The organism is Bartonella sp. MR63HLJHH (genome assembly GCF_042194155.1).
GTDB lineage: Bacteria > Pseudomonadota > Alphaproteobacteria > Rhizobiales > Rhizobiaceae > Bartonella > Bartonella grahamii.
The window spans coordinates 244,354-268,430 of the sequence record NZ_JBHIMN010000002.1 but is presented as its reverse complement, the minus strand read 5'-3'; the positions used below and the strand labels follow the sequence as shown (position 1 = coordinate 268,430).

12 protein-coding genes and 1 pseudogene are annotated in these 24,077 nt (G+C 39.1%); 9 read left to right on the top strand and 4 right to left on the bottom strand.

Annotated features, from left to right (window positions below; all coding sequences use genetic code 11):
* Positions 1 to 697: 697 nt before the first annotated feature.
* The 9 genes and pseudogenes from ACFIKQ_RS02510 to ACFIKQ_RS02470 all read left to right on the top strand — a co-directional run bounded on the left by ACFIKQ_RS02510 (position 698) and on the right by ACFIKQ_RS02470 (position 17,319).
* Complete coding sequence (locus tag ACFIKQ_RS02510; RefSeq protein ID WP_375655806.1) at positions 698 to 3,139, top strand: DNA translocase FtsK 4TM domain-containing protein; 2,442 nt, start codon at positions 698 to 700, stop codon at positions 3,137 to 3,139.
* Between the two features lie 716 nt (positions 3,140 to 3,855).
* A pseudogene (locus ACFIKQ_RS02505) lies at positions 3,856 to 4,120 on the top strand (DNA translocase FtsK); the annotation flags it as partial.
* Positions 4,121 to 4,242: 122 nt separating this feature from the next.
* Positions 4,243 to 4,851, top strand: coding sequence for an outer membrane lipoprotein carrier protein LolA (locus ACFIKQ_RS02500; protein ID WP_375635483.1), 609 nt, complete (start codon positions 4,243 to 4,245; stop codon positions 4,849 to 4,851).
* A gap of 30 nt (positions 4,852 to 4,881) precedes the next feature.
* Positions 4,882 to 5,691: an exodeoxyribonuclease III gene (locus ACFIKQ_RS02495; RefSeq protein ID WP_375655804.1), complete on the top strand. Its 810-nt coding sequence runs from the start codon at positions 4,882 to 4,884 to the stop codon at positions 5,689 to 5,691.
* Positions 5,692 to 5,758: 67 nt separating this feature from the next.
* Complete coding sequence (locus tag ACFIKQ_RS02490) at positions 5,759 to 7,240, top strand: efflux transporter outer membrane subunit (RefSeq protein ID WP_375635485.1); 1,482 nt, start codon at positions 5,759 to 5,761, stop codon at positions 7,238 to 7,240.
* The gene (locus tag ACFIKQ_RS02485) at positions 7,237 to 8,463 is read left to right on the top strand and encodes an efflux RND transporter periplasmic adaptor subunit (RefSeq protein WP_375652685.1); all 1,227 of its coding nucleotides are present in this window, start codon (positions 7,237 to 7,239) and stop codon (positions 8,461 to 8,463) included. The genes ACFIKQ_RS02490 and ACFIKQ_RS02485 overlap by 4 nt, the downstream gene beginning before the upstream one ends.
* Positions 8,464 to 8,466: 3 nt before the next feature.
* Positions 8,467 to 10,476: a MacB family efflux pump subunit gene (locus tag ACFIKQ_RS02480; RefSeq protein ID WP_375635487.1), complete on the top strand. Its 2,010-nt coding sequence runs from the start codon at positions 8,467 to 8,469 to the stop codon at positions 10,474 to 10,476.
* Between the two features lie 967 nt (positions 10,477 to 11,443).
* Positions 11,444 to 16,405: a DEAD/DEAH box helicase gene (locus ACFIKQ_RS02475; RefSeq protein WP_375655802.1), complete on the top strand. Its 4,962-nt coding sequence runs from the start codon at positions 11,444 to 11,446 to the stop codon at positions 16,403 to 16,405.
* A gap of 635 nt (positions 16,406 to 17,040) precedes the next feature.
* Positions 17,041 to 17,319, top strand: a complete 279-nt coding sequence (locus ACFIKQ_RS02470; protein ID WP_375655800.1) for a hypothetical protein — start codon at positions 17,041 to 17,043, stop codon at positions 17,317 to 17,319.
* 390 nt (positions 17,320 to 17,709) lie between these two features.
* On the opposite strand, the gene ACFIKQ_RS02465 is transcribed toward ACFIKQ_RS02470, so the two are convergent.
* From ACFIKQ_RS02465 to acs, 4 genes are all read right to left on the bottom strand, one after another.
* Complete coding sequence (locus ACFIKQ_RS02465) at positions 17,710 to 18,399, bottom strand: YdcF family protein (protein ID WP_375644435.1); 690 nt, start codon at positions 18,397 to 18,399, stop codon at positions 17,710 to 17,712.
* Positions 18,386 to 19,339 (bottom strand): ABC transporter permease, encoded by a 954-nt coding sequence (locus ACFIKQ_RS02460; protein ID WP_273787645.1) that lies wholly within the window; start codon positions 19,337 to 19,339, stop codon positions 18,386 to 18,388. The genes ACFIKQ_RS02465 and ACFIKQ_RS02460 overlap by 14 nt, the downstream gene beginning before the upstream one ends.
* Complete coding sequence (gene ftsE, locus ACFIKQ_RS02455; RefSeq protein WP_273723097.1) at positions 19,332 to 19,991, bottom strand: cell division ATP-binding protein FtsE; 660 nt, start codon at positions 19,989 to 19,991, stop codon at positions 19,332 to 19,334. Before ftsE ends, ACFIKQ_RS02460 begins: the two co-directional genes overlap by 8 nt.
* Before the next feature lie 558 nt (positions 19,992 to 20,549).
* Positions 20,550 to 22,493 (bottom strand): acetate--CoA ligase, encoded by a 1,944-nt coding sequence (gene acs / locus ACFIKQ_RS02450; RefSeq protein ID WP_375635489.1) that lies wholly within the window; start codon positions 22,491 to 22,493, stop codon positions 20,550 to 20,552.
* Positions 22,494 to 24,077: the final 1,584 nt, after the last annotated feature.

Genomic DNA, 24,077 nt, shown 5'->3' with positions numbered 1-24,077 from the left:
CTTTCTTTTAAAAAGAATATCTTTTTAAATTGCCTAAAATATCTTAACGTTTACTTTTCTTTCTGCTTTACAAAAACGAGGTTCTTTTTTGGCGCCAATCTGATGACAGATTGGTTTTTGAGAGTTCTTCTGCTTCATCATTTATGTGATTCATTTTACAGATTTATCGGATAAGCTGTTTTGAATGTCCTCTTCAATTCTTTTTACACTTGGTTGATAAAAAAGAAAACTAAAAATAAACAAAGATGATCGTATATTTTTTAAGTTGTATGAGTGTACTTTAGTATGCCTGTCCTGAAGGGGGATATTTAGTTAGTATGATAGATAAAAAATTGTGTTCATTCGTGATGGTTAAAACAGTATTAATATTTTGCCGTTATCATGATGTAGTGTAAAAAACATCATCTGTTTAGGAAGGTGCTATAGGACCCATGTAAAACTTTACACATGAGGTGTTTTTTGGTTGATCCTGTGATAAATATTCAGGGAGATCTTTTTGTGCGCCTTATGAAGGATAGTCTCTTAAGGTGGTGATATATGAAGTGGGTTAGCAGGTAGAACGCGCTAGATAAGAAGTCGGATTGTTTACAGGCTATTTTGTTTACAGATCGGCACAGAGTTTAAGCTTCACCCTTTTGTAAGAGAGAGGGAGTTATAACTCTTTAAAATATGAAAGTTTTGTATTTGGAATTGATAGATGCACCGAAGTTCTTCTCCTTATGATTCATTAGAAGTGCGAAATTCTCAAGGTTCGCGTCTTATTGAGATGTTTTTACGTCAGATAGGGGTATTTATTGGGCTTGGGCTTTTGGGCTTTATTATTTTTTGTGTGTTTGCTTTGGCGACGTGGAATGTTGCGGACCCATCTTTAACCCATGCAAGTACAAATGAGGTTACAAACCTTATGGGGTGGATGGGGGCAATTTTTTCAGATTTTATTATGCAGTTTTTTGGCTTGGCAAGTCTTGCTGTTTTGTTGCCGCCATTATTTTGGTCTTTTCTCTTATTGGCGCAAAAGAATATCTACAATTTGACTTTGCGCTTTTTTTTATGGGTGCTATCAACGATTTGTTTTTTAATTGCTTTTGCCCTTATGTCACCTGTTGCTTCTTTTACTTATTGGCCATTGCCAATGGGATTGGGAGGGGTTTTAGGAGATAAAGCTTTAAGTGTTGCTTCTTCAATCTTTCCTCTTTTTCTTTCTCCTCTTTACACGGTGTTTTTCAGTGTTGTTTTTATTCTTTTAGGTTTTTTCACTGCTGCTTTTGCTGGCAATGTGATATGGCGGCGTCGAACAAAGAAAAGAAAAGAAAAAAGCATTCCAAAAGATGCAATCGTTAATCCAGTCTTTGAATTGGAAGAAGACACGGAATATGTTGCAGAGGATGATCGTGAAAATCATGGTTTTTTTGCGACAACTTTTGGCGCTCTTTTACATCTTTTTTATTTTTTACAAGCGCGTTTCTTTCGTTTGTTCTGTTTCAAAAGGCGTTTTCAGAGTAAGGGGCAAGGAAAGTCATTTGATCGGATTGAGCCAACTTTTTTGGGTGAAAAAGTAAAGTGTGAGGAAAATCAAAATAAAGCCTATGTTTCTCCTGTTAAAAATCGAAAGTCTTTAACAGCTTCTTCAAATGGTGGTTTTGTTCTTCCTCTTGTAGATTATCTTTCGGTTCCACCACCGTCTGTTAGGGATGCAAAACTTTCTCCTGCTGTTTTAAGAGCAAATTCTCAGGAACTTGAAGGGGTTTTGTTAGATTTTGGAGTCAAGGGGCAAATTATTGATGCTTGTCCTGGACCGGTGGTAACTTTGTATGAATTTGAACCGGCTGCCGGCATTAAGTCTTCCCGTATTATTGGTTTGGCAGATGATATTGCACGCTCGATGCGTGCGATTTCGGCGCGTGTTGCGGTGGTTCCAGGGCGTAATGTGATTGGAATAGAATTGCCCAATACAAAGCGTGAGATGGTTTATTTACGAGAAATGTTGCAGGCGCAAGAATTTATTGAAAGCAAAGCAAAATTAGGGCTTGCTTTGGGTAAGACAATCGGGGGGGAAGCTGTTATTGCAGATTTAGCAAAAATGCCCCATCTTTTGGTTGCTGGGACAACAGGATCGGGAAAGTCTGTTGCTATCAATACAATGATTTTATCATTGCTTTATCGGATGACACCTGAACAATGTCGTCTCATTATGGTGGACCCGAAAATGCTTGAGCTTTCGGTTTATGATGGCATTCCTCATTTATTAACGCCCGTGGTGACAGATCCTAAAAAAGCCGTGATTGCTTTAAAGTGGGCTGTTCGTGAAATGGAAGAGCGCTATAGTAAAATGTCAAAACTGGGCGTTCGTAATATTGATGGGTTTAATGCACGTCTTAGGGAAGCAGCAAGTCAGGGAGAGACAATGGCGCGGACAATTCAAGTGGGCTTTGATCATGAAACTGGTGAGCCTCTTTATGAAACGGAAACGCTTGATTTTAGTCCTATGCCCTATATTGTTGTCATTATTGATGAAATGGCTGATTTGATGATGGTTGCTGGTAAAGACATTGAAGGCGCGGTTCAACGCTTGGCACAAATGGCACGTGCTGCCGGTATCCATGTAATTATGGCGACACAGCGTCCTTCCGTTGATGTTATTACTGGAACGATCAAAGCCAATTTTCCTACACGTATTTCTTTTTCTGTGAGTTCAAAAATCGATAGCCGAACAATTTTAGGTGAACAGGGGGCTGAGCAATTATTGGGACAAGGAGATATGCTTTTTATGATGGGAGGAGGACGTGTTCAACGTGTGCATGGTCCTTTTGTTGCAGATGATGAAGTGGAGCAGGTTGTTGCGCATCTCAAAGCGCAAGCACGACCTGATTATTTGGAAACAATTACGCAAGAAGTTGAAGAGGATGGTGCTGATGTTTCTTTGGCTTCTCCTTCAGAAGATGATCCCTATAGTCAAGCTGTTGCTATTGTGCTTCGTGATCGTAAGGCTTCGACCTCTTATATTCAACGCCGTTTAGGCATTGGTTATAACCGTGCTGCGACATTGATTGAGAGGATGGAAGAAGAAGGTATCATTAGTCCAGCAAATCACGCAGGGAAACGAGAAATTTTAGTGCCTGCCGAAGAAGAACGCTTTTGAAAAATCTTTATAGTTGTTTTTATAATATCTTATAAAACAAGTGTTTATCCCACTTTATCGTAGAAATTCTGCATTTTCATACACCAGCTCTCGATTTGCGATAGCTCCTTGGCACTTGAGACTCTTTATAAGGGGATTCTTTATCTTATATAATTTTTATCCACACACCAACCTTGCTTGTAACGTGCAAGAAAATGATTTCAATTGATTCGATATGAGAAAGTATGTGATGAGAGAACCTTCCTGTATTTGGCGTTATGATTTAAGTTAAAAAGATAAATTATTATAAATCAATATCTTGGTATAAAATAATGTCATTGCGAATGTAGGGGTATAAAAGCATGTAAGGCTTGATATTTAAGTGTTTTTTTAAGTGCGCTCTAAATATTGAGGGCAAGGCTTATCTGTCGAGCCTTATATAAATGAATCATATGGGGTGGGAAGCCAAGTGAAATCTGCTAAACTCCAAACTGTTTACAGACTGGTTCGGGTGAAAATTTTTATTCTTTTGGATTGGAAGGAAGTCAAAAAAGCATTTTTGCCACTTAAAAGAGTTTTCAGGTGCGTGAGCAATATGTTTAGTACTTAATCCGTTATGTATTGACTATAATTTATGTTGCTTCACAGATTAGGGGTGGGAAAGAATATATTATGCGTTTAGAAAATCAGCAGAAAAACGGGAAATTTGGATGCTTTCGGAAACTTAAACGCAGACTAATTATTTGGAAACGATACCGCAAGAAATAAAGAAGGATGTTTCTTTAGCTTTTTCTTTAGAAGATGATTCCTATAGTCAAGCTGTGGCAGTTGTACTTCGTGAACAGTAAGGCTTCGACTTCTTATATTCAACGCCGTTTAGGTATTGGTTATAATTGTGCCGCAACATTGATTGAAAGGATGGAAGGAGAAGGCATTATTAGTCCAGCAAATGATATGGGTAAGCGGAAAGTTTTGGGGACGGTCGAAGAAGAATACTTTTAAAAATCTTTTGATAGTTTTTTCAAACAATATCGTTATCTTATAAAGAAGGGTATTTATTCATCGTTGATTACTTAAGTTATAAATTATAAAGTCAATTAAGTATTGCTTGGGAGCATTTTTTTATGAAAACGTCTTTTTTGTCGCAAAGAAGAGTCTTTGGGTTGGTGGGAATTATTATCTTTTGGTGTTTAACTTTTCCTGTTTTTTCGCAAGCGTCTAATAAAGTGATAAAGGCGCAAAATGTTGTAAATCACTTTGCGGCAATCAAAACAATGACAGGTGATTTTATTCAGTTTAGTCCAAAGGGGAAAATGTCTCAGGGGACATTTTACCTAGAGCGTCCAGGGAAAATTCGTTTCATTTACAAAAAAATGCCCTTACAGATTATTGCAGATGGTCAATTTGTAGGTATTAACAATCGGGCTTTGAATACTTGGAACTTTTCACAACTTTCGCAAACGCCAATGAAGTTTCTGTTGGGTGATAAAATTGATGTATCTTCTGGGCGCTTGTTGGCATTTCGCGAAGATCCAGGGGCTGTGACGATTGTTCTGCGTGATAAAACGATTGGGGCAGGGCAAATAAGGATGGTTTTTGATTCTAAAGGCTCTGCTTTGCGCCAGTGGACAATTGTTGACCAACAAAATTTGGAAACTACTGTGCAGATTATGAATGTGCGGACGGACGTCCGCTTCGCTAATGGAATGTTTACACTTCCTTCAAAGAAATAGTGCTGTGTTATTTCATTGGGATTGAAATGGATGTTCTTTCGTATTGCAACTTGGAATATTAATTCTATTCGTTTGCGTCTTGCACAGGTTTTTCAGTATTTGGAACTCTTTTCCGCAGATGTTTTGTGTCTACAGGAAACAAAATGTCCAGATGCTTTATTTCCAGTGGAGGCTTTTGAAGCGGCGGGTTATAAGCATATCGCATTGAGTGGACAAAAATCTTATAACGGGGTGGCTATTGTTTCTCGGTTGCCTTTTAAAAAGGTAGAAAAGCGTTTCTTTTGCCAAAACCAAGATTGTCGCTATATCTCAGTTATTGTGGAAGCCTATGGGAGAAGCTTGCGGATTCATAATTTTTATGTTCCTGCTGGGGGAGATATTCCTGATGCTGATGTGAATGAAAAATTTCGGCATAAGCTTGATTTTTTAGAAGAAATGTCCTCCGTATGTGCGGATCAAGGAGATGGTCTTTCTTCTCTTTTGGTGGGCGATTTAAATATTGCTCCTTTGGCAGAGGATGTTTGGTCTCATCAGAAATTGTTGAAGGTTGTAAGCCATACTCCCATTGAAACCGAGCGTTTAAAAGCTTTATGCTGTCAAGGTGGATGGGTTGATCTGATGCGGTTACATATCCCTGTTCCTACCAAGCTTTACACATGGTGGAGTTATCGTGCACGCGATTGGGCATTTACCGATTATGGGCGGCGGCTTGATCATGTTTGGTCTTCTCCTGATTTAACACCTTTTGTTGTAGATCTTTCGATTTTTCGTGATGCACGCGGATGGGAACGTCCTTCAGATCATATTCCTGTGCAAACTGTATTTGATTTTTCACGTTAAGTTTGAAATAAGAAGTAAATAAAGTATTAATATTAAATAATGATTCTGAAAGAATGCGGGAGACTAGATGTATATCAGAAATCTCAAAAGGGGCGCTTCTCGTGGATTACTTTCTAGTATCTTTTTGTGTTTGCTTTTGTCAGGATGTATGGTTGGTCCTAATTACCAGAAAACATCTTTTCGTGTTCCAGCAGTTTGGGGAGAAAAATCTGCACAGGCGTCTGGGCAGTCAGTTGCGCTTGCCGGATGGTGGCGGCGTTTGAATGACCCCGTTCTAGATGCGTTAATGGATTATGCGATTTCTGGAAATAATAATGTTGCTGTTGCCAAAGCTCGGGTACGTGAGGCGCGTGCGGGTTTAGGACAGGTTGTAGGAACTCTTTTGCCAAATGTGTCCAATTCAATTTCAGGAACCCGTAGTCATTCTGGACAGTCTGATGCATTGTTAAACCAATATCATAGTGGTTTTGATGCAAGCTGGGAGCTTGATTTTTTTGGTGGGCATAAACGAGCGGTTGAAGCAGCGCGTTATGGTCTTGATGCGGCTGTGGAAGATATGCGCGCTACCATGGTGATATTGTTAGGAGATGTGGCAACAAATTATGTACAAATGCGTGGTTGGCAACAGAAGTTGTTGATTGTGCGACAAATTGCTGTATCACAGCGTAAAACCTATGAATTGATGCGCGCTAGATTAACAGCTGGTGATGTTTCTGAGCTCGATGTTTCAAATGCGCAAGCGCAAATGGCAAATACAGAAGCGGATATATCACAGATGGAAGCGAATTTAGCAATGAGCGTTCATCGCCTTTCTGTCTTAACTGGTCGTGTGCCTACGGCATTGAAGGATCTTTTACAAAAAAATGCTAAACATGCAAAGATTCCACAACCACGCTGGCCGATACCAGCAGGAATTCCAGCCGATATTTTGTTAACACGTCCGGATTTGCGACGGGCAGAGCGTCAATACGCGCAAGCAACAGCGCGGATTGGTCAGCGTGAAGCAGATCGCTATCCATCACTTACTTTAACAGGTAATATTTCGACAGCCGCAACGGCGATTGATCAGTTATGGAAAAATTCAACGATTGGCTGGTCTTTTGGACCTGGTCTTCGTTTACCTCTTTTTAATGGAGGTCAGGTTGAGGCTTCTATTGCTGTTGCGCGTGCACAACGTGATCAAGCTTTTATTACTTATCGGGCTGCTGTGTTGGGAGCTTTAGAAGATGTAGAAAATGCGCTGGTAAGATTAACTAAAGAACATCAACGCTTAGAAAAGCTAATCGTTGCGAATAAAGCTTCTCTTCATTCCTTAAAACTTTCACGGAGCCTTTTTGAGAATGGAAATACCAGTTTTCTTGAATTGTTAAACGCTGATCGCTCTTATTATTCTGCACAAATGGCACTTAAAGATAGCCGTGTTTCTTTGGTTACGCAATATATCACGTTGATGAAAGCATTGGGGGGGGGCTGGGATGGCGTTGTTGATGTATCACGTCCGGAAGTCGTTGATGGTGCACCTCGTTCGCGTGCAAAGGTAGGGAAATGAAAAAAAGTCTACTCAAAAATTTCATTACAAAACACAAAAAACTTTCCTTTTTTTTAACTGCCATATTCCTTCTTCTCTTGTTTTTATGGTTGCGTTCTGTTGTTTTTGGAACATCTAGCCCAACTTATATAACAGCGGTGGTGAAGCGTGGGGATATTGAGGAAAGTGTTTTAGCTTCTGGTCTTGTACGTCCTTATCGGTTGGTGGCTGTTGGTGCGCGTGCAACAGGGCGTGTGGTATCAATGCGCGTTTCTCCTGGGAGTGTTGTGAAAGAAGGCGATCTCTTGGCAGAAATTGATCCTACAGATCAAGAAAATGATTTAAAAAGAAAAAAAGCAGCATTATCTCACTATTATGCGAGTTTGGTAGAACAAGAAGCCCATCTTTCTCTTGCGCAGAAAAATTTAGCACGTCAGAAAAAAATGATCGAGTCACGTGCGGTTTCACGGGCTAATCTCGATGATGCTGCGACACAAGTAAAAATACGTGAGGCGCAAATTGCTCAACTTCAACAGCAGATTGTGCAAGCACAAATTGATGTGGATAGTGCAGAGGTCAATTTAGGTTATACACGCATCATTGCCCCTTCAGCGGGAACGGTTTTGGCAACAGTTGTGGAAGAAGGGCAGAATGTGAATGCAGTTCAGTCGGCGCCAACAATTGTTATTTTGGGCGATTTGTCAAAGATGACGATCAAGGCGCAAATCTCAGAAGCTGATGTTCTTAAAATTCAGGCTGGACAACCACTTTATTTTACAGTTTTAGGGAATTCGCAGCGTCGTTATGAGGGCGTTTTAGAAAAGATAGAGCCGGCTCCTGAAGCAATTCGTGCTGATGTGAGTATTAACCCTGGTATGGTAGGGGGGTCTAGTGCTTTAATCTCATCAGCTATTTATTATAACGGAATTTTACATGTTGATAATGCGGACAATTTTTTGCGAACCTATATGACTGCTCAAGTTCATATTATCTTAGGGCGTGCTCAAAATGTCTTGTTGGTTCCAAGCGATGCTTTACGCGATGAGACAAAAGAGCATAAGGCGTGGGTTTCTGTTTTGGAGGGGGGGAACAAGGTGGTTACTAAACAGGTGAGCGTTGGATTGAATAATAAGGTGATGGCAGAGATTGTTTCAGGACTTAATGAGGGCGATGTCGTTATCACTGGCTCGCCTGATGGGGTGATGCCAGAACCTTCTGACGTGCATAGTGAAGACGAGATTTAAACCATGAACACAAACCAAGCAGATGCTGTCCTTGTGTTGGAAAATATTGTACGTAAATTTCCAGCGGGCGAAACATTTGTTACTGTTTTGAAGGACATCAATCTTACCATTAAGCGCGGTGAAATGGTAGCGATTGTGGGAGCTTCTGGTTCAGGAAAATCCACATTGATGAATATTTTAGGTTGTCTTGATCGGGCAACTTCTGGTCGTTATTGGATTGCAGGGAAAGAAACAGCTTCTCTTTCAGCTGATGAATTATCGGCTTTGCGGCGCAATCATTTTGGTTTTATTTTCCAGCGCTATCATTTGTTGAATGAATTGACAGCTCTTGGGAATGTTGAAATTCCGGCTATTTATGCAGGATGTGCTGTGGAAGCAAGGAAAAAGCGTGCACAAGATCTTTTAACGCGCTTGGGCATGGGCGATCGGGTGAATCATCGTCCAAATCAACTCTCAGGTGGTCAGCAACAACGGGTGTCTATTGCTCGAGCGTTGATGAATAATGCGGAGGTTATTCTTGCCGATGAGCCAACTGGTGCACTAGATAAACAGAGTGGACAGGAAGTGTTGCGTATTTTGGATGAGCTTCATCAAGAAGGTCGTACTATTATCATTGTAACCCACGATATGCAGGTGGCCAAAAGAGCAGAGCGTATTATCGAAATCAGTGATGGAGAAATTATTGCTGACAGTATGACAAAGGTTGCAAAGAAAAGAGCAGCGGGGGCAAAAATAAAAACGGATAGTCAATCTTTTTATGAAAAACAGAAACTAAAAGTTAAACAACAGCTTGGCTCTTTTCGGTCTTTTGTTGAGCGGTTTCGTGAGGCATTTATTATGGCTTTGTTGGCAATGAATGCACATCGAATGCGAACTTTTTTAACAATGCTTGGGGTGATTATCGGTATTGGGGCGATTATTGCTATGGTGGCTTTGGGAAATGGTACACGAGAGAAAATTTTGGAAAATTTTAAAAGCTTGGGTGCTAATACATTAACAATTTTACCTGGCAAAAGTTTTTCTGATCCACAAGCAGAGAAAATAACAACTCTTGTTGAAGCTGATGCAGAAGCCTTGTCTGGGTTACCTTATGTTTCTGGTGTAACGCCTCAGATTTCAACAAGTTCGAAAGTGCGTTTTGGTGCAGTTGAAGTCAATGCCGTCATTGTGGGGGTGGGAGAACAATTCTTTCAGACACAGGGGCTTAAAGTTTTCAAAGGACAGTTTTTTGATCAAAAAAGTGTGCATGATCGGGCGGTTGATCTCGTGATTGAGAAAGAAGCATTGTCTGTTCTTTTTCCCCATAGCCATGAGAGCCCCCTTGGCAAAGTGGTGCTTGTGGGTAATGTTCCAGCGCGCATTATTGGTGTTGTTGATTCGCAAAATAACGCAAATGGAAATACATCAAATACATTACAGCTTTATTTGCCCTATACAACAGTGCAAACGCGTTTTCTTGGCACAACAGAAGTTCGTGCGATTACCGTTAGGATTGCTGATGATGTCGATTCACATTTAGCGGAAAACATGGTGAAACGTTTTCTCATTATGCGGCATGGTGGAGAAGATTTTTTCATTAGAAATTCAGAATTCTTTCGTGAACGTATCATGGAAAGTACACATATCTTAACACTTTTAATTTCTTCAATTGCAGCTATTTCCCTGATTGTGGGTGGTATTGGGGTGATGAATATTATGCTGGTCACCGTTTCTGAGCGGATCAATGAAATTGGTGTGCGTATGGCAGTTGGTGCACGCCAAAGTGATATTTTGCAGCAGTTTCTCATTGAAGCGGTGTTGGTTTGTGTCATTGGTGGTGGTTTGGGGATCTTGCTTGGGCTTTCTATCGGTGGTTTATTTCTTCTGTTTAAAGCGCCTATCCACTTGGTTTATACGATTGATTCGATCATTTTATCCCTTACTTTTTCAACCCTCATTGGAATCTGTTTTGGTTTTTCTCCAGCGCGGCAAGCTTCACGGCTTGACCCTGTTGTCGCTCTTTCACGCGATTAAGCTTTATCAATTGTAGGGCATGTTTGTTGTGATGTTTTCCACTTGGAAGAAGCGTTTATGAAGCGAAACATGGATGGGAAAGTTTAGCATTATTTGCTGTTATATTTTAGAAAACGCTTTATTCGTTAAGTGAAGCGTGCTTTATATAACGTTAAAGGATGAAGTTTTACGGCACAACGTATTATGAATAAATTTCCCTTGTATTTTATATAGCTATAAAAATATAAGGCGCGATAACTTTAGGATTTTAACCTAAAAATAGGAGGGGGAATGGAGTGTATATCTGTTAACAAACAAGATAAAAAAGAAGCAAGTTTAAACGAAAAACAGCTTATATCTAAAAAAAACGAACGGGTATACGAGGCGGGTTGGTCTCTATAGTTTTTCTTTTCCTTTTGTTTATTCGTGGCCCTGTTTTTTGCTCACAAATTGTATGGCAAAGAGAGGGGCGTTGGTATTGGTAACGTTTGGTTTTAAGATTCTTTATGGCTTTATGCGACGGAGATATAGGTTTTTACGAAGCTCCAGTTTTGTAGGGAGAACGAGATGAATACACTTATGGGCTCATGTTGCTGGGAATGTTAATTGCTGTATTCATTATTATGTGTATTGGTATAGCTAGTTGTTAGTTTTACGTTATGCTTTTATTGCATTTAGCACCTCCTGAATATGAGCTTAAACTATTTTCAATAGATAAATATCAAAAAAAGCTCATCAAAATAATGAAGGAAATCTCTACATTCTTGTGCGTGATTACATGATATTTATCAGGGATGTGGGAAGAGCAGATTCTATTCTTTTGTTGATAAGTAAAACTTTATTCATTTGTTTTGTTTAGTACATATTCCATTATAAATATTGGTTCATTCAGTAAATCGAGTTATCTAAAGTCTTTTGGGGGAAATAATAGGCATTGACCAATTTGGCTAGACTCGATAATTGAAAGTATTTTTCATTGGGGGGAAGCATGACGCTGCAATCGCTTTTACAGACATATCGTGACGAAGCGCGTACCGAACGGGACAAAGGTACATATTTTGAGCGTTTTGCTCTTGCTTATCTGACACATGATCCTCTTCAGTTTGGGTGTTATGAAAAGGTTCAAACCTTTAAGGATTGGGCTCGTGAAAATGATTGGGATGGTCATGATACTGGCATCGATCTTGTGGCAAAGATTCGTAATGAAGAGGGTTTTGCAGCAATCCAATGTAAATTTTATGATGCATCATATCGGATTAGAAAAGCAGATATTGATAGTTTTATTTCGGCATCAGGGAAAGCTCCATTTAAGCGGCGTGTTATTATAGATAGCACTGAAAGTGCTTGGAGTGATAACGCTGAAACAATGATACGGGGGCAGGATATTCCTGTTATACGGATTAATCTTTCCGATATACAACAAAGTCCGATCCGTTGGGAAACTTTTGCAGCCCAGGGCAAAGTTGTGTTGGAGGATAAAAAGAAAATCCGTCCACATCAGCAGGATGCATTGCGTGATGTGCGTGCTGGGCTTGCTCAAGCAGATCGGGGTAAGCTTATTATGGCTTGTGGTACTGGTAAGACATTTACCAGTCTTAAAATTGCTGAGGATTTAGCGGGTGAAGGCAAGTTTGTTCTGTTTCTTGTTCCTTCCTTGGCACTGATGTCACAGACGGTCCGTGAATGGACAACGGATGCAGAAATCGGATTGAGATCCTTTGCTGTCTGTTCAGATACACAAGTGGGAAAGCGTCGTAAAAATAGTGATGATGTTGCTGAAATTGATGTGTTTGATCTTGCTTTTCCGGCGACAACCGATGCTGCTAAACTTGCAGAACAGGCGGGTAAGAGTGTTGCAGATAGGATGACCGTTGTGTTTGCAACCTATCAATCCATTCAAGTGGTTGCGGATGCTCAGAAAAAGTATGGTTTGCCAACATTTGATCTTATTATTTGTGATGAAGCGCACCGTACAACAGGGGCAACGCTGGTTGGAGAGGATGAATCCAATTTTGTTAAGGTGCATTCTAATGATGTTATTCGTGCCAAGAAGCGCCTTTATATGACAGCGACACCACGTATTTTTGGTGATAACGCAAAAAGTCGCGCGAATGAAGCCAATGTTGTTCTTGCTTCGATGGATGATGAAAAGCTTTTTGGTAAAACACTTTTTTATCGGGGGTTTTCTTGGGCAGTACAAAATGATCTTTTAACGGATTATAAGGTTATTGTCTTAGCAATGGATGAAAAATTGGTCAGTTCCGCTGTTCAGAAGCGTCTTAGTGATGACCAGTCTTCACTTGTTCTTGATGATGCAACGAAGATTATTGGTTGTTATAAGGCGCTGACAAAACAAGATCTGAAGGCTGATGTTGGTGCTGATCCACACCCCATGCGTCGTGCTTTAGCGTTTTGTAAAACTATTGAAAGTTCTAAACTGGTGTGTGGTGAATTTTCTGCGGTTGTTAGAGAATATCTTGAGTATACGAAAGAGGATACGGAAAAAGAGCATTTTCTGAAATGTGAAATTGAGCATGTTGATGGCACTTTCAATGCGAAGGATCGTGGTGCATTACTTGATTGGCTGAAAGCTGATAGTGGTGAGGATGTTTGTCGTATTTTGACCAATGCACGGTGTTTGTCTGAGGGGGTGGATGTTCCGGCTCTGGATGCGATCATGTTTTTAAATCCACGCAAGAGCCAGATTGATGTTGTGCAAGCGGTTGGGCGGGTGATGCGTCGGTCTGAGGGCAAAAAGATGGGGTATGTCATTTTGCCAATTGGTATTCCCTCTGGGATTCCAGTGGAACAGGCTTTGAACAACAATGATAAATATCGGGTTGTTTGGCAAATTTTAAATGCTTTGCGTGCGCATGATGATCGTTTTGATTCGACGATTAATAATGCATCGCTGAGCCAAGATATCAGCAATGTGATTGAGATTATTGGTGTCACGCAGAGCACTGAGTTACAGGCTGTTACAGCTGTTGTAGACAATCTTCCAGTTCGCGCACAACCGGCACGAGCGGGCATTGGAGCACCGGAATATGATTTAACTCGTACAGATCAGCTAAACAAGGAGTTTTCTTTCCCGGTGGATGAAATTTCTCGTGCGATTTTGGCAAAGATCGTCAAGAAATGTGGGACACGTGATTATTGGGAAGATTGGGCGAGCAACATTGCTGAAATTGCTAAGAATCATATCACGCGTTTAACAGGTATTCTGGCAGAGCCAAATACTGAGGCGCGTCAAGCCTTTGACAGGTTTGTAGCAGAACTGCGTGATGATTTAAATGATGCTGTTACAGAGGCTGATGCGATTGAGATGTTGGCACAGCATATTATCACGCGTCCTGTCTTTCAGGTGTTGTTTGAAGGGTATCAGTTCACACGTGAGAATCCTGTCTCGCGTGCTATGCAGCGTATGCTTGATGTGCTTGATGAGGCAAACCTTGATAAGGAATCCAAAGATCTTGAGAAATTTTACGCAAGTGTAAAATTACGCGCCAGTGGCATTACGGATCCAAAAGCAAAACAGAGGTTGATTGTAGAGCTTTACGATAAGTTTTTTCGTTATGCTTTTCCACGTACTGTAGAAAAACTTGGCATTGTTTATACCCCCGTTGAGGTTGTGGATTTTATTTTGCACTCTGTCAATGATGTCTTAGAGCAAGAATTTGGGCAAACGCTTGGCTCATCGGGTGTGCACATCATGGATCCCTTTACTGGAACGGGAACTTTTATCACGCGGCTTTTACAATCGGGTCTGATAAAGCCAGAGGAGATGAAGCATAAATTTTGTCATGAAATTCATGCCAATGAAATTGTGCTTTTAGCCTATTATATTGCAGCCATTAATATTGAGACGACCTATCATGGTCTGATGGGGGGCGATTATGTTCCGTTTGAGGGAATTTGTTTAACCGATACATTCCAGCTTTATGAGCAAGAAAAGGACCTGATCAGTGATTTGCTGGTGGATAACAGCACACGTCGATCACGCCAGAAGGAACTGGATATTCGTGTTATTGTTGGCAATCCCCCTTATTCTTTTGGACAAAAAAGTGAAAACGACAATGCACAAAATATTGGCTATCCTAAATTGGATTGTCGTATCCGTGAAACTTATGCTGCTCAATCCAGTGCAAGCCTTATGCAAATGCTTTATGATAGTTATATTCGTGCCATTCGCTGGGCAAGTGATCGCATAAAAGACTGTGGTGTTATTGGTTTTGTAACTGGTTCTGGTTATGTTGAAAAATTAGCAATGGATGGACTCAGAAAAAAATTGAGTGAAGAATTTTCGAGCATTTATGTTCTCAATTTGCGGGGTGATATTCGCAAAAATATGATGAGCAAAGGGCGTGCTCAAGAAGGGCAAAATGTTTTCGGCAGTGGAAGCATGACAGGTATTGCTGTGACATTATTTGTTAAAAATCCAAATGTTACGGAGCATTGTAAAATTCACTATTACGATATTGGTGATAATCTCACGACAAAAGAGAAATTATCTAAACTTCAGCGGTTAGGTAGTGTTGGCGGTATCAAGCGTGAACAAGGCTGGCAGATGATTACACCAGATGAGCACGGTGATTGGCTGGATCAACGCAACAGTGATTTTGAAAAATTTTTAGCCTTAGGTGATAAGAAGGGCAGTGATAAAAAGCTTTTTGAAAATTTTTCTCTTGGTATTGCGACTAATCGTGATGCATGGGCATATAATTCAAGCCGTGAAGCTTTAGCAAAAAATATGAGCAATATGATTACTTTCTATAATAATGAAGTGGAACGTTTTAATAATGCTTATTCACATACTGATCGTAAGGTGCGTGTGAATGCTGTAAACGATTTTGTAAATTCAGATGTCAGAAAGATTAGTTGGAGTCATAATATTAAACAAGAACTGATAAGAGGAAAAGCTTTTAAATTTGAGGAAACATGTTTTATTAAAAGTCTTTATCGTCCTTTCATGCAACAATGGCTTTATTATAACCGTACTTTCAATGAAAGAGTGTACCAAATGCCGCGTATCTTTCCGATGGGGAAAGCGGTTGAAAATAGGGTCGTACAAATTACAGGGTTGGGAGCAAGGAGTGGTTTTTCTGCTCTGATGACTAAAGATTTACCGGATTTAAATATGATGGATGGTGGTAGTCAATGTTTTCCACGGTATGTTTATGAAGATGTTGCATCCTTAGGAGGGAAAGAGAAGGATCAGGTTCATTTGTTTGCAAATTTTGCAGAGGAAAGCAAAGAAATTGGTTTGCAGCGGCGTGATGCTCTCACGGATGAAGGGTTGGTATATTTTAAGGCAGCATATCCTAGTGAAATGATAACAAAGGATGATTTGTTTTATTATGTTTACGGGATTTTGCATTCTGAAGATTATCGTGCTCGTTATGCGCATAATTTGTCTAAAGAATTGCCGCGTATTCCAATAGTTAAAAAGGTAGAGGATTTTTGGGCTTTTGTAACAGCGGGGCGAAATCTTGGTGATTTGCATATGAATTATGAAGAGGTTGAGCCCTATCCTGTTACCTATAAACAGGGTGATCCAAGAACTTGGATGATTTCTGATGAGAAGAGTTTCTATCGTGTTGAAGCGATGAAATTTGCTGGTAAGCGTGGCGCTATTGATAAAAGCACAGTGATTTATAATGCGCATATCACGATGCAGAATATTCCTCTTGAAGCTTATGATTATGTAGTCAATGGCAGGTCTGCTCTTGAATGGGTTATGGAGCGCCAGATTGTCAAAACGGATAAAGCGAGTGGGATTGTGAATGATGCTAATCGCTATGCTGTTGAAACGGTGGGTAATCCGGCCTATCCTCTGGAATTGTTTCAGCGGGTTATTACGGTAAGCTTGGAAACAATGAAAATTGTGCGCAGTCTTCCAAAATTGGAAGTGAGAGAAACTGAAAATGTTCAGTTATCCATTGTGACGTAAAACAGCGCTGTGTCGTAACAAACTGGCACTATCATACACTTTGCCAGCTCGTGGGTATTGCGACAGTTTTTGGCACTTGAGACAAGTCCATAAGAGGCATGTCTTTTTTGTACAGTTTTACGCCACGCAAGCTCTCTTCCCTTGTGATGTGCAAGAAAATGGTTTTGATTGATTCAACAGAGAATAGATTTAAAATGAGAGAATCTGATGATATTGAGAGATCTCATTCAAGTTGTAGCGTATAAACTTTCCTTATAAATCAATATGTTGTATGTGATAAAACATCTTAGGTAGTAGACGGATAAAATGATGACGCATGCGCTTTAGCGACAGTGATGAATAGCTTTAAGCAGAGCTTGTTCGTTGAGCCTTATGTGAGTAAACCATATAAATGGGGAAGCTGAGAGGAACTTTCCCAGAGAAGTAGGATTGTTTACAAACCGTTGCTGATGGGAATCATCGTCCTTTGAGCGGGGGTGATTGGAAGTGAACAGGGAGAACGCATTAGACAAGAAGCTGGATTGTTATTGTTTACAGATCGCTAGAGTTTAAAAATTTTCGTTCTTTTTTGGGGAGGCAGCCAAACAAAAAGTGTTTTTAGTGGGAAATGATTTCAAAAAAGATTGCGATAAAAAGTGTGGGATGTTCGTGGTGGTGTGCGTTTTGAGCTTATTCCTATCTGTGATCTAAAATGCCCTTATGAAGATGCTTTGTTGAATGAAGAGATTATTACTAATATATTGGTTTATAATGATAGTTTAAGCTTCTCTCTGTTGAATGAGAAATCTAAGTATCATAAATTTTCTTATTTTAAATCTATTAAAATTACTTCTTTTCATGTCATACGAGGTTGGTATGCTCGTGTTAAAAAAAGGCGAAAGCATGTCTCTTACCAATCATCCCAAGTGGTGTAAGAGCTATCGTAATATTGGGGGCGGTAAAATATAGGATGGGGTTGGTTTGTCTTTTTTATGAAGCGTAAAGACGGTGGTATAAATAGATCTCTATAACAAGTCGGGAGATCTTATAGTTGGCTGGGGGCTCTATTTACAAGAGCTTATATATTGAGATGGCATGTACAGATCCCGTGCTGTGAGATATGTTTGGGATGTAAGAGATGTCTTTGGGTGAATGTGCAATACAGTGATACGTGTATTGGGGGTATTTTGCTTTGTATGAGGGTAGCTCTGTCGAGCTTTTATAGAGGCAACCTCGTGTGGAAGGCTATGGAAAGAACGGTATGAAGCGGTTCGTGGGTGGCAAGGTTTTTAAAAAAGTCAGAAGGATAAAGAGAAGGATAAAGATTAGAATGCGGTTCTGATATAAACTTGGAGCGTTTTAATATATTGGAATATGAGAATGCGGATTTGATTGATCTGTTGTATTGCGCTTTCAGCATCGCTCTTTTTAACAGGATAAGCAATGAAATGGATATCAGGCATTAAATACTTAAGTTCTCGCATTGAGCGCCACATATGGTAATCATGGGTGACGATATAAAGGGTTTTATAGTGGTGTTTTTTGATCCAAGCAGCACTTTCTTTAGCGTTCCCTCTGGTGTTAATCGCTTGATGCCCAATGTCAATACAACATGAGACAAGCTGTGGGGTAATATGCCTGTTATGCATGAAACCTTTCAGATTGGTTGTGGCGTTTACGCCACTGATAAGGAGTCGTGAACCAAGCCCCTTTTGTAAGAGATGGATTCCTGTCTCTATTCGGTTTTCTCCGCCTGTAAGCACAATGATGGCATCAGCTTTGGGGAGAGGCTTTGGGGGAGAAAGTCGTTCAGTTTTTTCAGAAAAAACAATAAAACCGCCCCAGAAAATGAAAACAATGATTGCAAGAGTAAGTGTTGTCGGTGGAAAATAGCGAAATAAAAAGCACACAGACCAACGATAGTGGGGTCGTTTTGGAAGAGGACGTTCTAAATTGTTTTGCCTCAACGAGTTGGAATGGTAGGAGTGGTAAGTCATAAAATTAAAATAAACCATTTTCACATTGATCGATTTTTTTCAATTGCGCTAAAATAGTCATGCGGTTTGTAAGAGTGGTAAGAAAAGAAACGAAAATAATAAGAAAAATGATTTTTCCGTAAGGAACGGAACTTATGGAAATATGTCCAAACAAAGCTGTTACTTGGCTAGCTTCCACTCTTCCCAAGTTATAATTCGTCCAGAGACAAAAGGCTAAAAACAGAAATATGCTTGTGAGACCACCATATAAAGCACCACGCAGTGCAGTTTTAAAAAAATGCCAGTCAAATTGGCGGGCAATGAAAATAGTTTCAGTACCAAGGAAATATAAGACATTGATAATATGCGCATTTTCTGCCAATGCATTGCGGGTGGTAAAAATGATGGTAAGAATAAGAGAGCCTAGAACCAATGCTAAAATTGAAAAACCAATAAAAACAGTGGTGTGTGCCATGGTTGCAAAACGATGGACCCAAACACGGTGATCATCAAATTGACCTCCTGGAATTTGGGTTTTAATGGCGTGATTAATGGCTGCAAAATTGATTTTTTCATCCTCTTTCAGGGTCACAATGATAAGGCGGGGAAGGGGTAGTTCATTGACATTAAAGCCTGTTCCAAGCCATGGTTCCAGTAATTTTTCGGTAGCTTTTTGGTCAACAATTTTTGCATCTTGTACACCAGAAAATGTTTTAACCAATTGTACGGCATCACGGAGTGCTTTGTTGATATCAACATTGTCTATGGGGCGTATTTGTATTGTTGCTTCATAGCTAATCTGATTACTCCAATTTTGGGCGGCGCGTTGGACTAAATCAACACCGATTAAGGTGAGGCTTGAAAGAAACGTCATAATAGCAATCACGGCAACCAATGCTTTTCCAGAAATATTACCACTGGGAATAATCGCTGTTGTATTTTTTTTATTGCTTGTAAAAATGGGGAAAGACTTATTCATGAATCGTCATCCGTCCGTTATGGAGAAGCATACGTCGTGCTGCAACTTGTTCCATTAAGGCAATATCATGGGTAGCAATGATAACAGCTGTTCCAAAACGATTTAATTCAATAAACAAACGCAGTAGGCGTTTTGCCAAGGGCGGATCGACATTTCCGGTAGGTTCATCAGCAAGTAGAATTTCAGGTTGATCAATGAGCGCGCGTGCAATGGCTACCCTTTGTTTTTCTCCGCCAGAAAGAACTGGTGGTAAAACATGAATATGATCTCCAAGACCTACCCAACAGAGAAGATCTTCCACTTCACTGCGATAGGTTGCCTCTTCTTGTCCTTTAATGCGTAAAGGTAAGGAGACATTTTCATAAGTGGTCATGTGGTCGAGTAAACGAAAATCTTGAAAAACAACACCGATACGTTGTCGCAGCGCAGGGAGCTCTTGTCGTTTGAGTAACGCTGTGTCTGTTCCAAATAAATCAATATGACCGCGGGTGGGTTTGAGTGCCAAAAACATAAGACGCATCAACGACGTCTTCCCTGCTCCAGAGGCGCCAGTGAGAAATTGAAATGATCCAGGAGGAATATGAAAGCTAATATCACGAAGGACCTCAGGTCCCATTCCATAGCGTAGACCGACATTTTCAAAATGAATCACTTTTTATTATTACTCCTGATTTTATATTGCATCATTTATTCTAAGAACTCTTACTTTCATTACTTTAGATTTTTGTTGTAAGCTTGGTTATTTTAGATTTCATGGTTTTCAATATTTTTTATACACCCTCGTTATAGATAAATATTTTTGCTCAAGAATATTATCACTTATACTTTCTCTTTTTAGCTTTATTTATGATTTTAGCAGGAATTTCAAAGTGATTCTAGCATAAACATCAGAACTATTTTTCCTTCTTTCTCAGAGGCTTTTTTGCATTGAGTGGGTACTGGGTGATTTTAAAAAGCTATGTTGCTCTTTTTATCTCACTTTCTTATTCCTATTCGCATTTATATTCCAATCTTAGCATCTTCCAACCGTGAAGTTTTTTCTTCTATTGTTTCTTATTTGTTATGAAGAAAGGCGTTTGTTGTTAGAGTTGTTGAGCTTCCCATGAATTGTTTTGTTTTTTTATTCTCATGGGTGGTTTTCGTAACAATGCTAGGATAATTTTAGCAGAAAAACAAAAACCACCGTATGTTGTGTTTCTTCGTGGTTTCTTTAATTTTGTCGGTTGGCAATAAGATCTTCAACAACTTGTGGTTCGGCAAGAGTTGAGATATCTCCGAGAGTATCAAAATCGTTTTCGGCGATTTTTCGTAAAATACGTCTCATAATTTTTCCTGATCGCGTTTTGGGAAGCTGTGGGGAAAATTGAATTTTATCCAATATGGCAATGGATCCTATTTCCTTTCTCACATGTTTAATAAGCTCTTCTTGTAACTCTTCATTTGGAGCCGTCCCTTCCATTAAGGTGATAAAACTATAAATTCCTTGTCCTTTAATGGGATGCGGGTAACCCACAATGGCTGCTTCTGATACAGCGGGATGAGAAACGAGGGCTGATTCAATTTCAGCAGTTCCTAACCTGTGCCCCGAGACATTGAGAATGTCATCAACCCGCCCTGTAATCCAGTAATAGCCGTCACTATCACGCCTACAACCATCGCCTGTAAAATATCTTCCTTTATAGGAGGAAAAATAAGTTTGAATAAAGCGCTCATGATCTTTATAAAGCGTGCGCATTTGTCCTGGCCATGAATCACTGATACAAAGATTGCCTTCTGCTTCACCTTCTAAAATATTGCCTTGAGCATCAACAATTTGGGGTTGAACACCAAAAAAAGGACGTGTGGCTGATCCTGCTTTGAGGGGGGTTGCACCAGGCAAGGGCGTGATCATATGCCCTCCTGTTTCTGTTTGCCACCATGTATCGAGAATCGGACAACGGTCATTTCCAACTGTATGATAAAACCATTCCCATGCTTCTGGGTTAATCGGTTCTCCTACCGTGCCTAAAAGACGCAACGATGTCCTGTTTGAGTGTTCAACAAACGAATTTCCTGCTCCCATTAAGGTGCGGATAGCTGTTGGTGCGGTATAGAGTGTATTGACTTGATGCTTGTCGACAATTTCCCAAAATCTTCCTTTATCAGGAAAGGTTGGTGTGCCTTCAAACATTAAAGTGGTCGCACCATTGCATAAAGGTCCATAAACCAAGTAAGAATGACCGGTAATCCAACCAATATCAGCTGTACACCAGTAAATTTCATCAGGGTGATAATCAAAAACGTATTGATGTGTCATTGCGGCATAAACGAGATAGCCCGCTGTAGTATGCAAAACACCTTTGGGTTTGCCGGTGGAGCCTGAAGTATAAAGAATAAAAAGCGGATCTTCAGCGTTCATTGGTTCTGGTGGGCAGTCTGTTTTGGCATGAGCTATCTCTTCGTGGTACCAAAAATCACGTCCCTCTATCCATTGAATGGGTCCACAAGTCCGCCGTATAACCATGACTTGGTCCACATGCACGTTTTGGCGCGCTGCTATCTCAATAGCATGATCAACATTGTCTTTTAAGTTGATTCGTTTGCTGCCACGCAAGCCTTGATCAGCTGTAATAATGAAGGTTGATTCGCAGTCAACAAGGCGTCCTACTATTGCCTCAGCAGAAAAGCCAGCAAAGATAACCGAATGAACAGCACCAATGCGGGCGCAGGCGAGCATAGCATAGGCTGCTTCGGGAATCATGGGAAGATAAATGGTTACTTTATCGCCTTTCTTAATGCCACGACTTTTCAAAAGATTGGCAAAACGACAAACATGTTCATAAAGCTCGTTATAGGTTATTTTTTTATCATGATAAGGATTATCTCCTTCCCAAATAAGCGCGATTTTTTCTCCATGGGTTTTCAGGTGGCGATCAATGCAGTTATAGGCAACATTTGTTATTCCATCTTCGTACCATTTTATTGATACATCTCCATTAAAGGAAGTGTTTTTTACTTTTGTATAAGGTTTAAACCATTCAATGCATTTTCCATGTTTTGCCCAGAAGCTTTCTGGATCATTGACGCTTTCTTGATACCATTGTTGATAGGTCTCCTCATTGATAAGCGCATTTTTTTTGATTTCTTCTGATATTGGATAAATTTTTTCAGTCATGTGTCCCTCTTTTAATTTATTGTTTGGAAAAATTTGCCTCTATACTTTCGTATGTTTATATTTTTGGCAGAGTTTTCCAAAAGCTTTTCATTGCGAGGTTAGACTAAATGACAAAGATTAGAATAGTCAATTTTTAAAATCATCTGTGTTTGTCTTTACGTTTATATTTTAAGAGAGCTTTTTTATGCTGTTTTAGGGGGTAACGTGTGACAAAGTATATCGTCATAAAGAGCTGTAAATTGTATAGAAATACAAAAAGATCGTATTGTTGTAGAGAGAGCTCTTTATGTGCCGATAAGAAATTAAATTTTAAAAACAAATTCATATAAAAGTTAAAAGGAGATGGGGATTCGTAGATTATCGGCATTATTTATGGCATTATTTATAAAGTCATTTTCGAAGGGCGAATATTGCCACACTACAGATTTATTACTTCCATAAATGTAAAATACTGACACTTAGTGTTTTGCGTTATGCCATTCACTGATTGTACTAGGAAATGGTATTGGGAGCAAGGACAAATGTTCCTTCAAGATCCACCTAAGGCTAGGAACGCATTGAAAATCTAAAATTAATTCTTGCTTGTTTTTTAGGGAAAGGAAAAAATCAAGTTAACTATCCGATTGTGCACGCCCTTAAAAATATCATCCTTTAAAGCAGTGTTATAAACATGCTGGGTAATTTATCGATTTGACTGTTTTTTAATTAATATAAACACAAATATATAAATAAGTTATTAGAAATAAAGAACATAATAACTGACTATAATGCCGTTATGATATTTTCTAAATGTAACAAAATTTTTTCTAAAAAAATAAATATAGTAATAGATATAATTAATACGGCGAATAATTTCGCAATCATATATTGTATTTGTATAAAATACAATATAAAAAATTATTATGTATAAATAATAATTTTAGTGTAATGCTTTTAATATTATATCTTTTAAATTATCAACGTTATATTTACAAAATACACCAAACAGAAATGAAACCAAAAAAATAAATAAGAAGAAGAGTATCACTAATAGTCATAAGATCCATAAGATCCATTATAAGTACCTTCATAAAAGTTGCGATTGTAACATACAGCGTTGAATGCTATCTTAAATATACATATTTGTAAATATGTATCTATATAATATTAATATTTAAAAATATACATTATAAAATATTACTTATAATTTGATATAAACCAATATAGTTAAATAAAAGACTAATAAGAAAGAATATACAGCTTATTAATAATGATTTTTTAGAGAATCTTTCCAACTATAAGAAATAAAATTATAATAAAAAAGATATATTAAACCAAAAAAATGTTGCTATAAGCGATTCAATAATTTTATGAGTAAAATCTGTCATTATAAATCATAATTTCTCATTAATAGCACCATCGCTACTTTATTCAGTGTACTTGGAACTCATCCGATAAAGATTAATATAAACCAAAATATCTACATAAACTATCAGAAATAATGAACAGAATTACTGTATATAATGTTGTTTTTATAGATACTTTCCAACTGTAACCACCAATTTTTTTAAAACCAATAGCATATATAGGGATGAATACAATGAG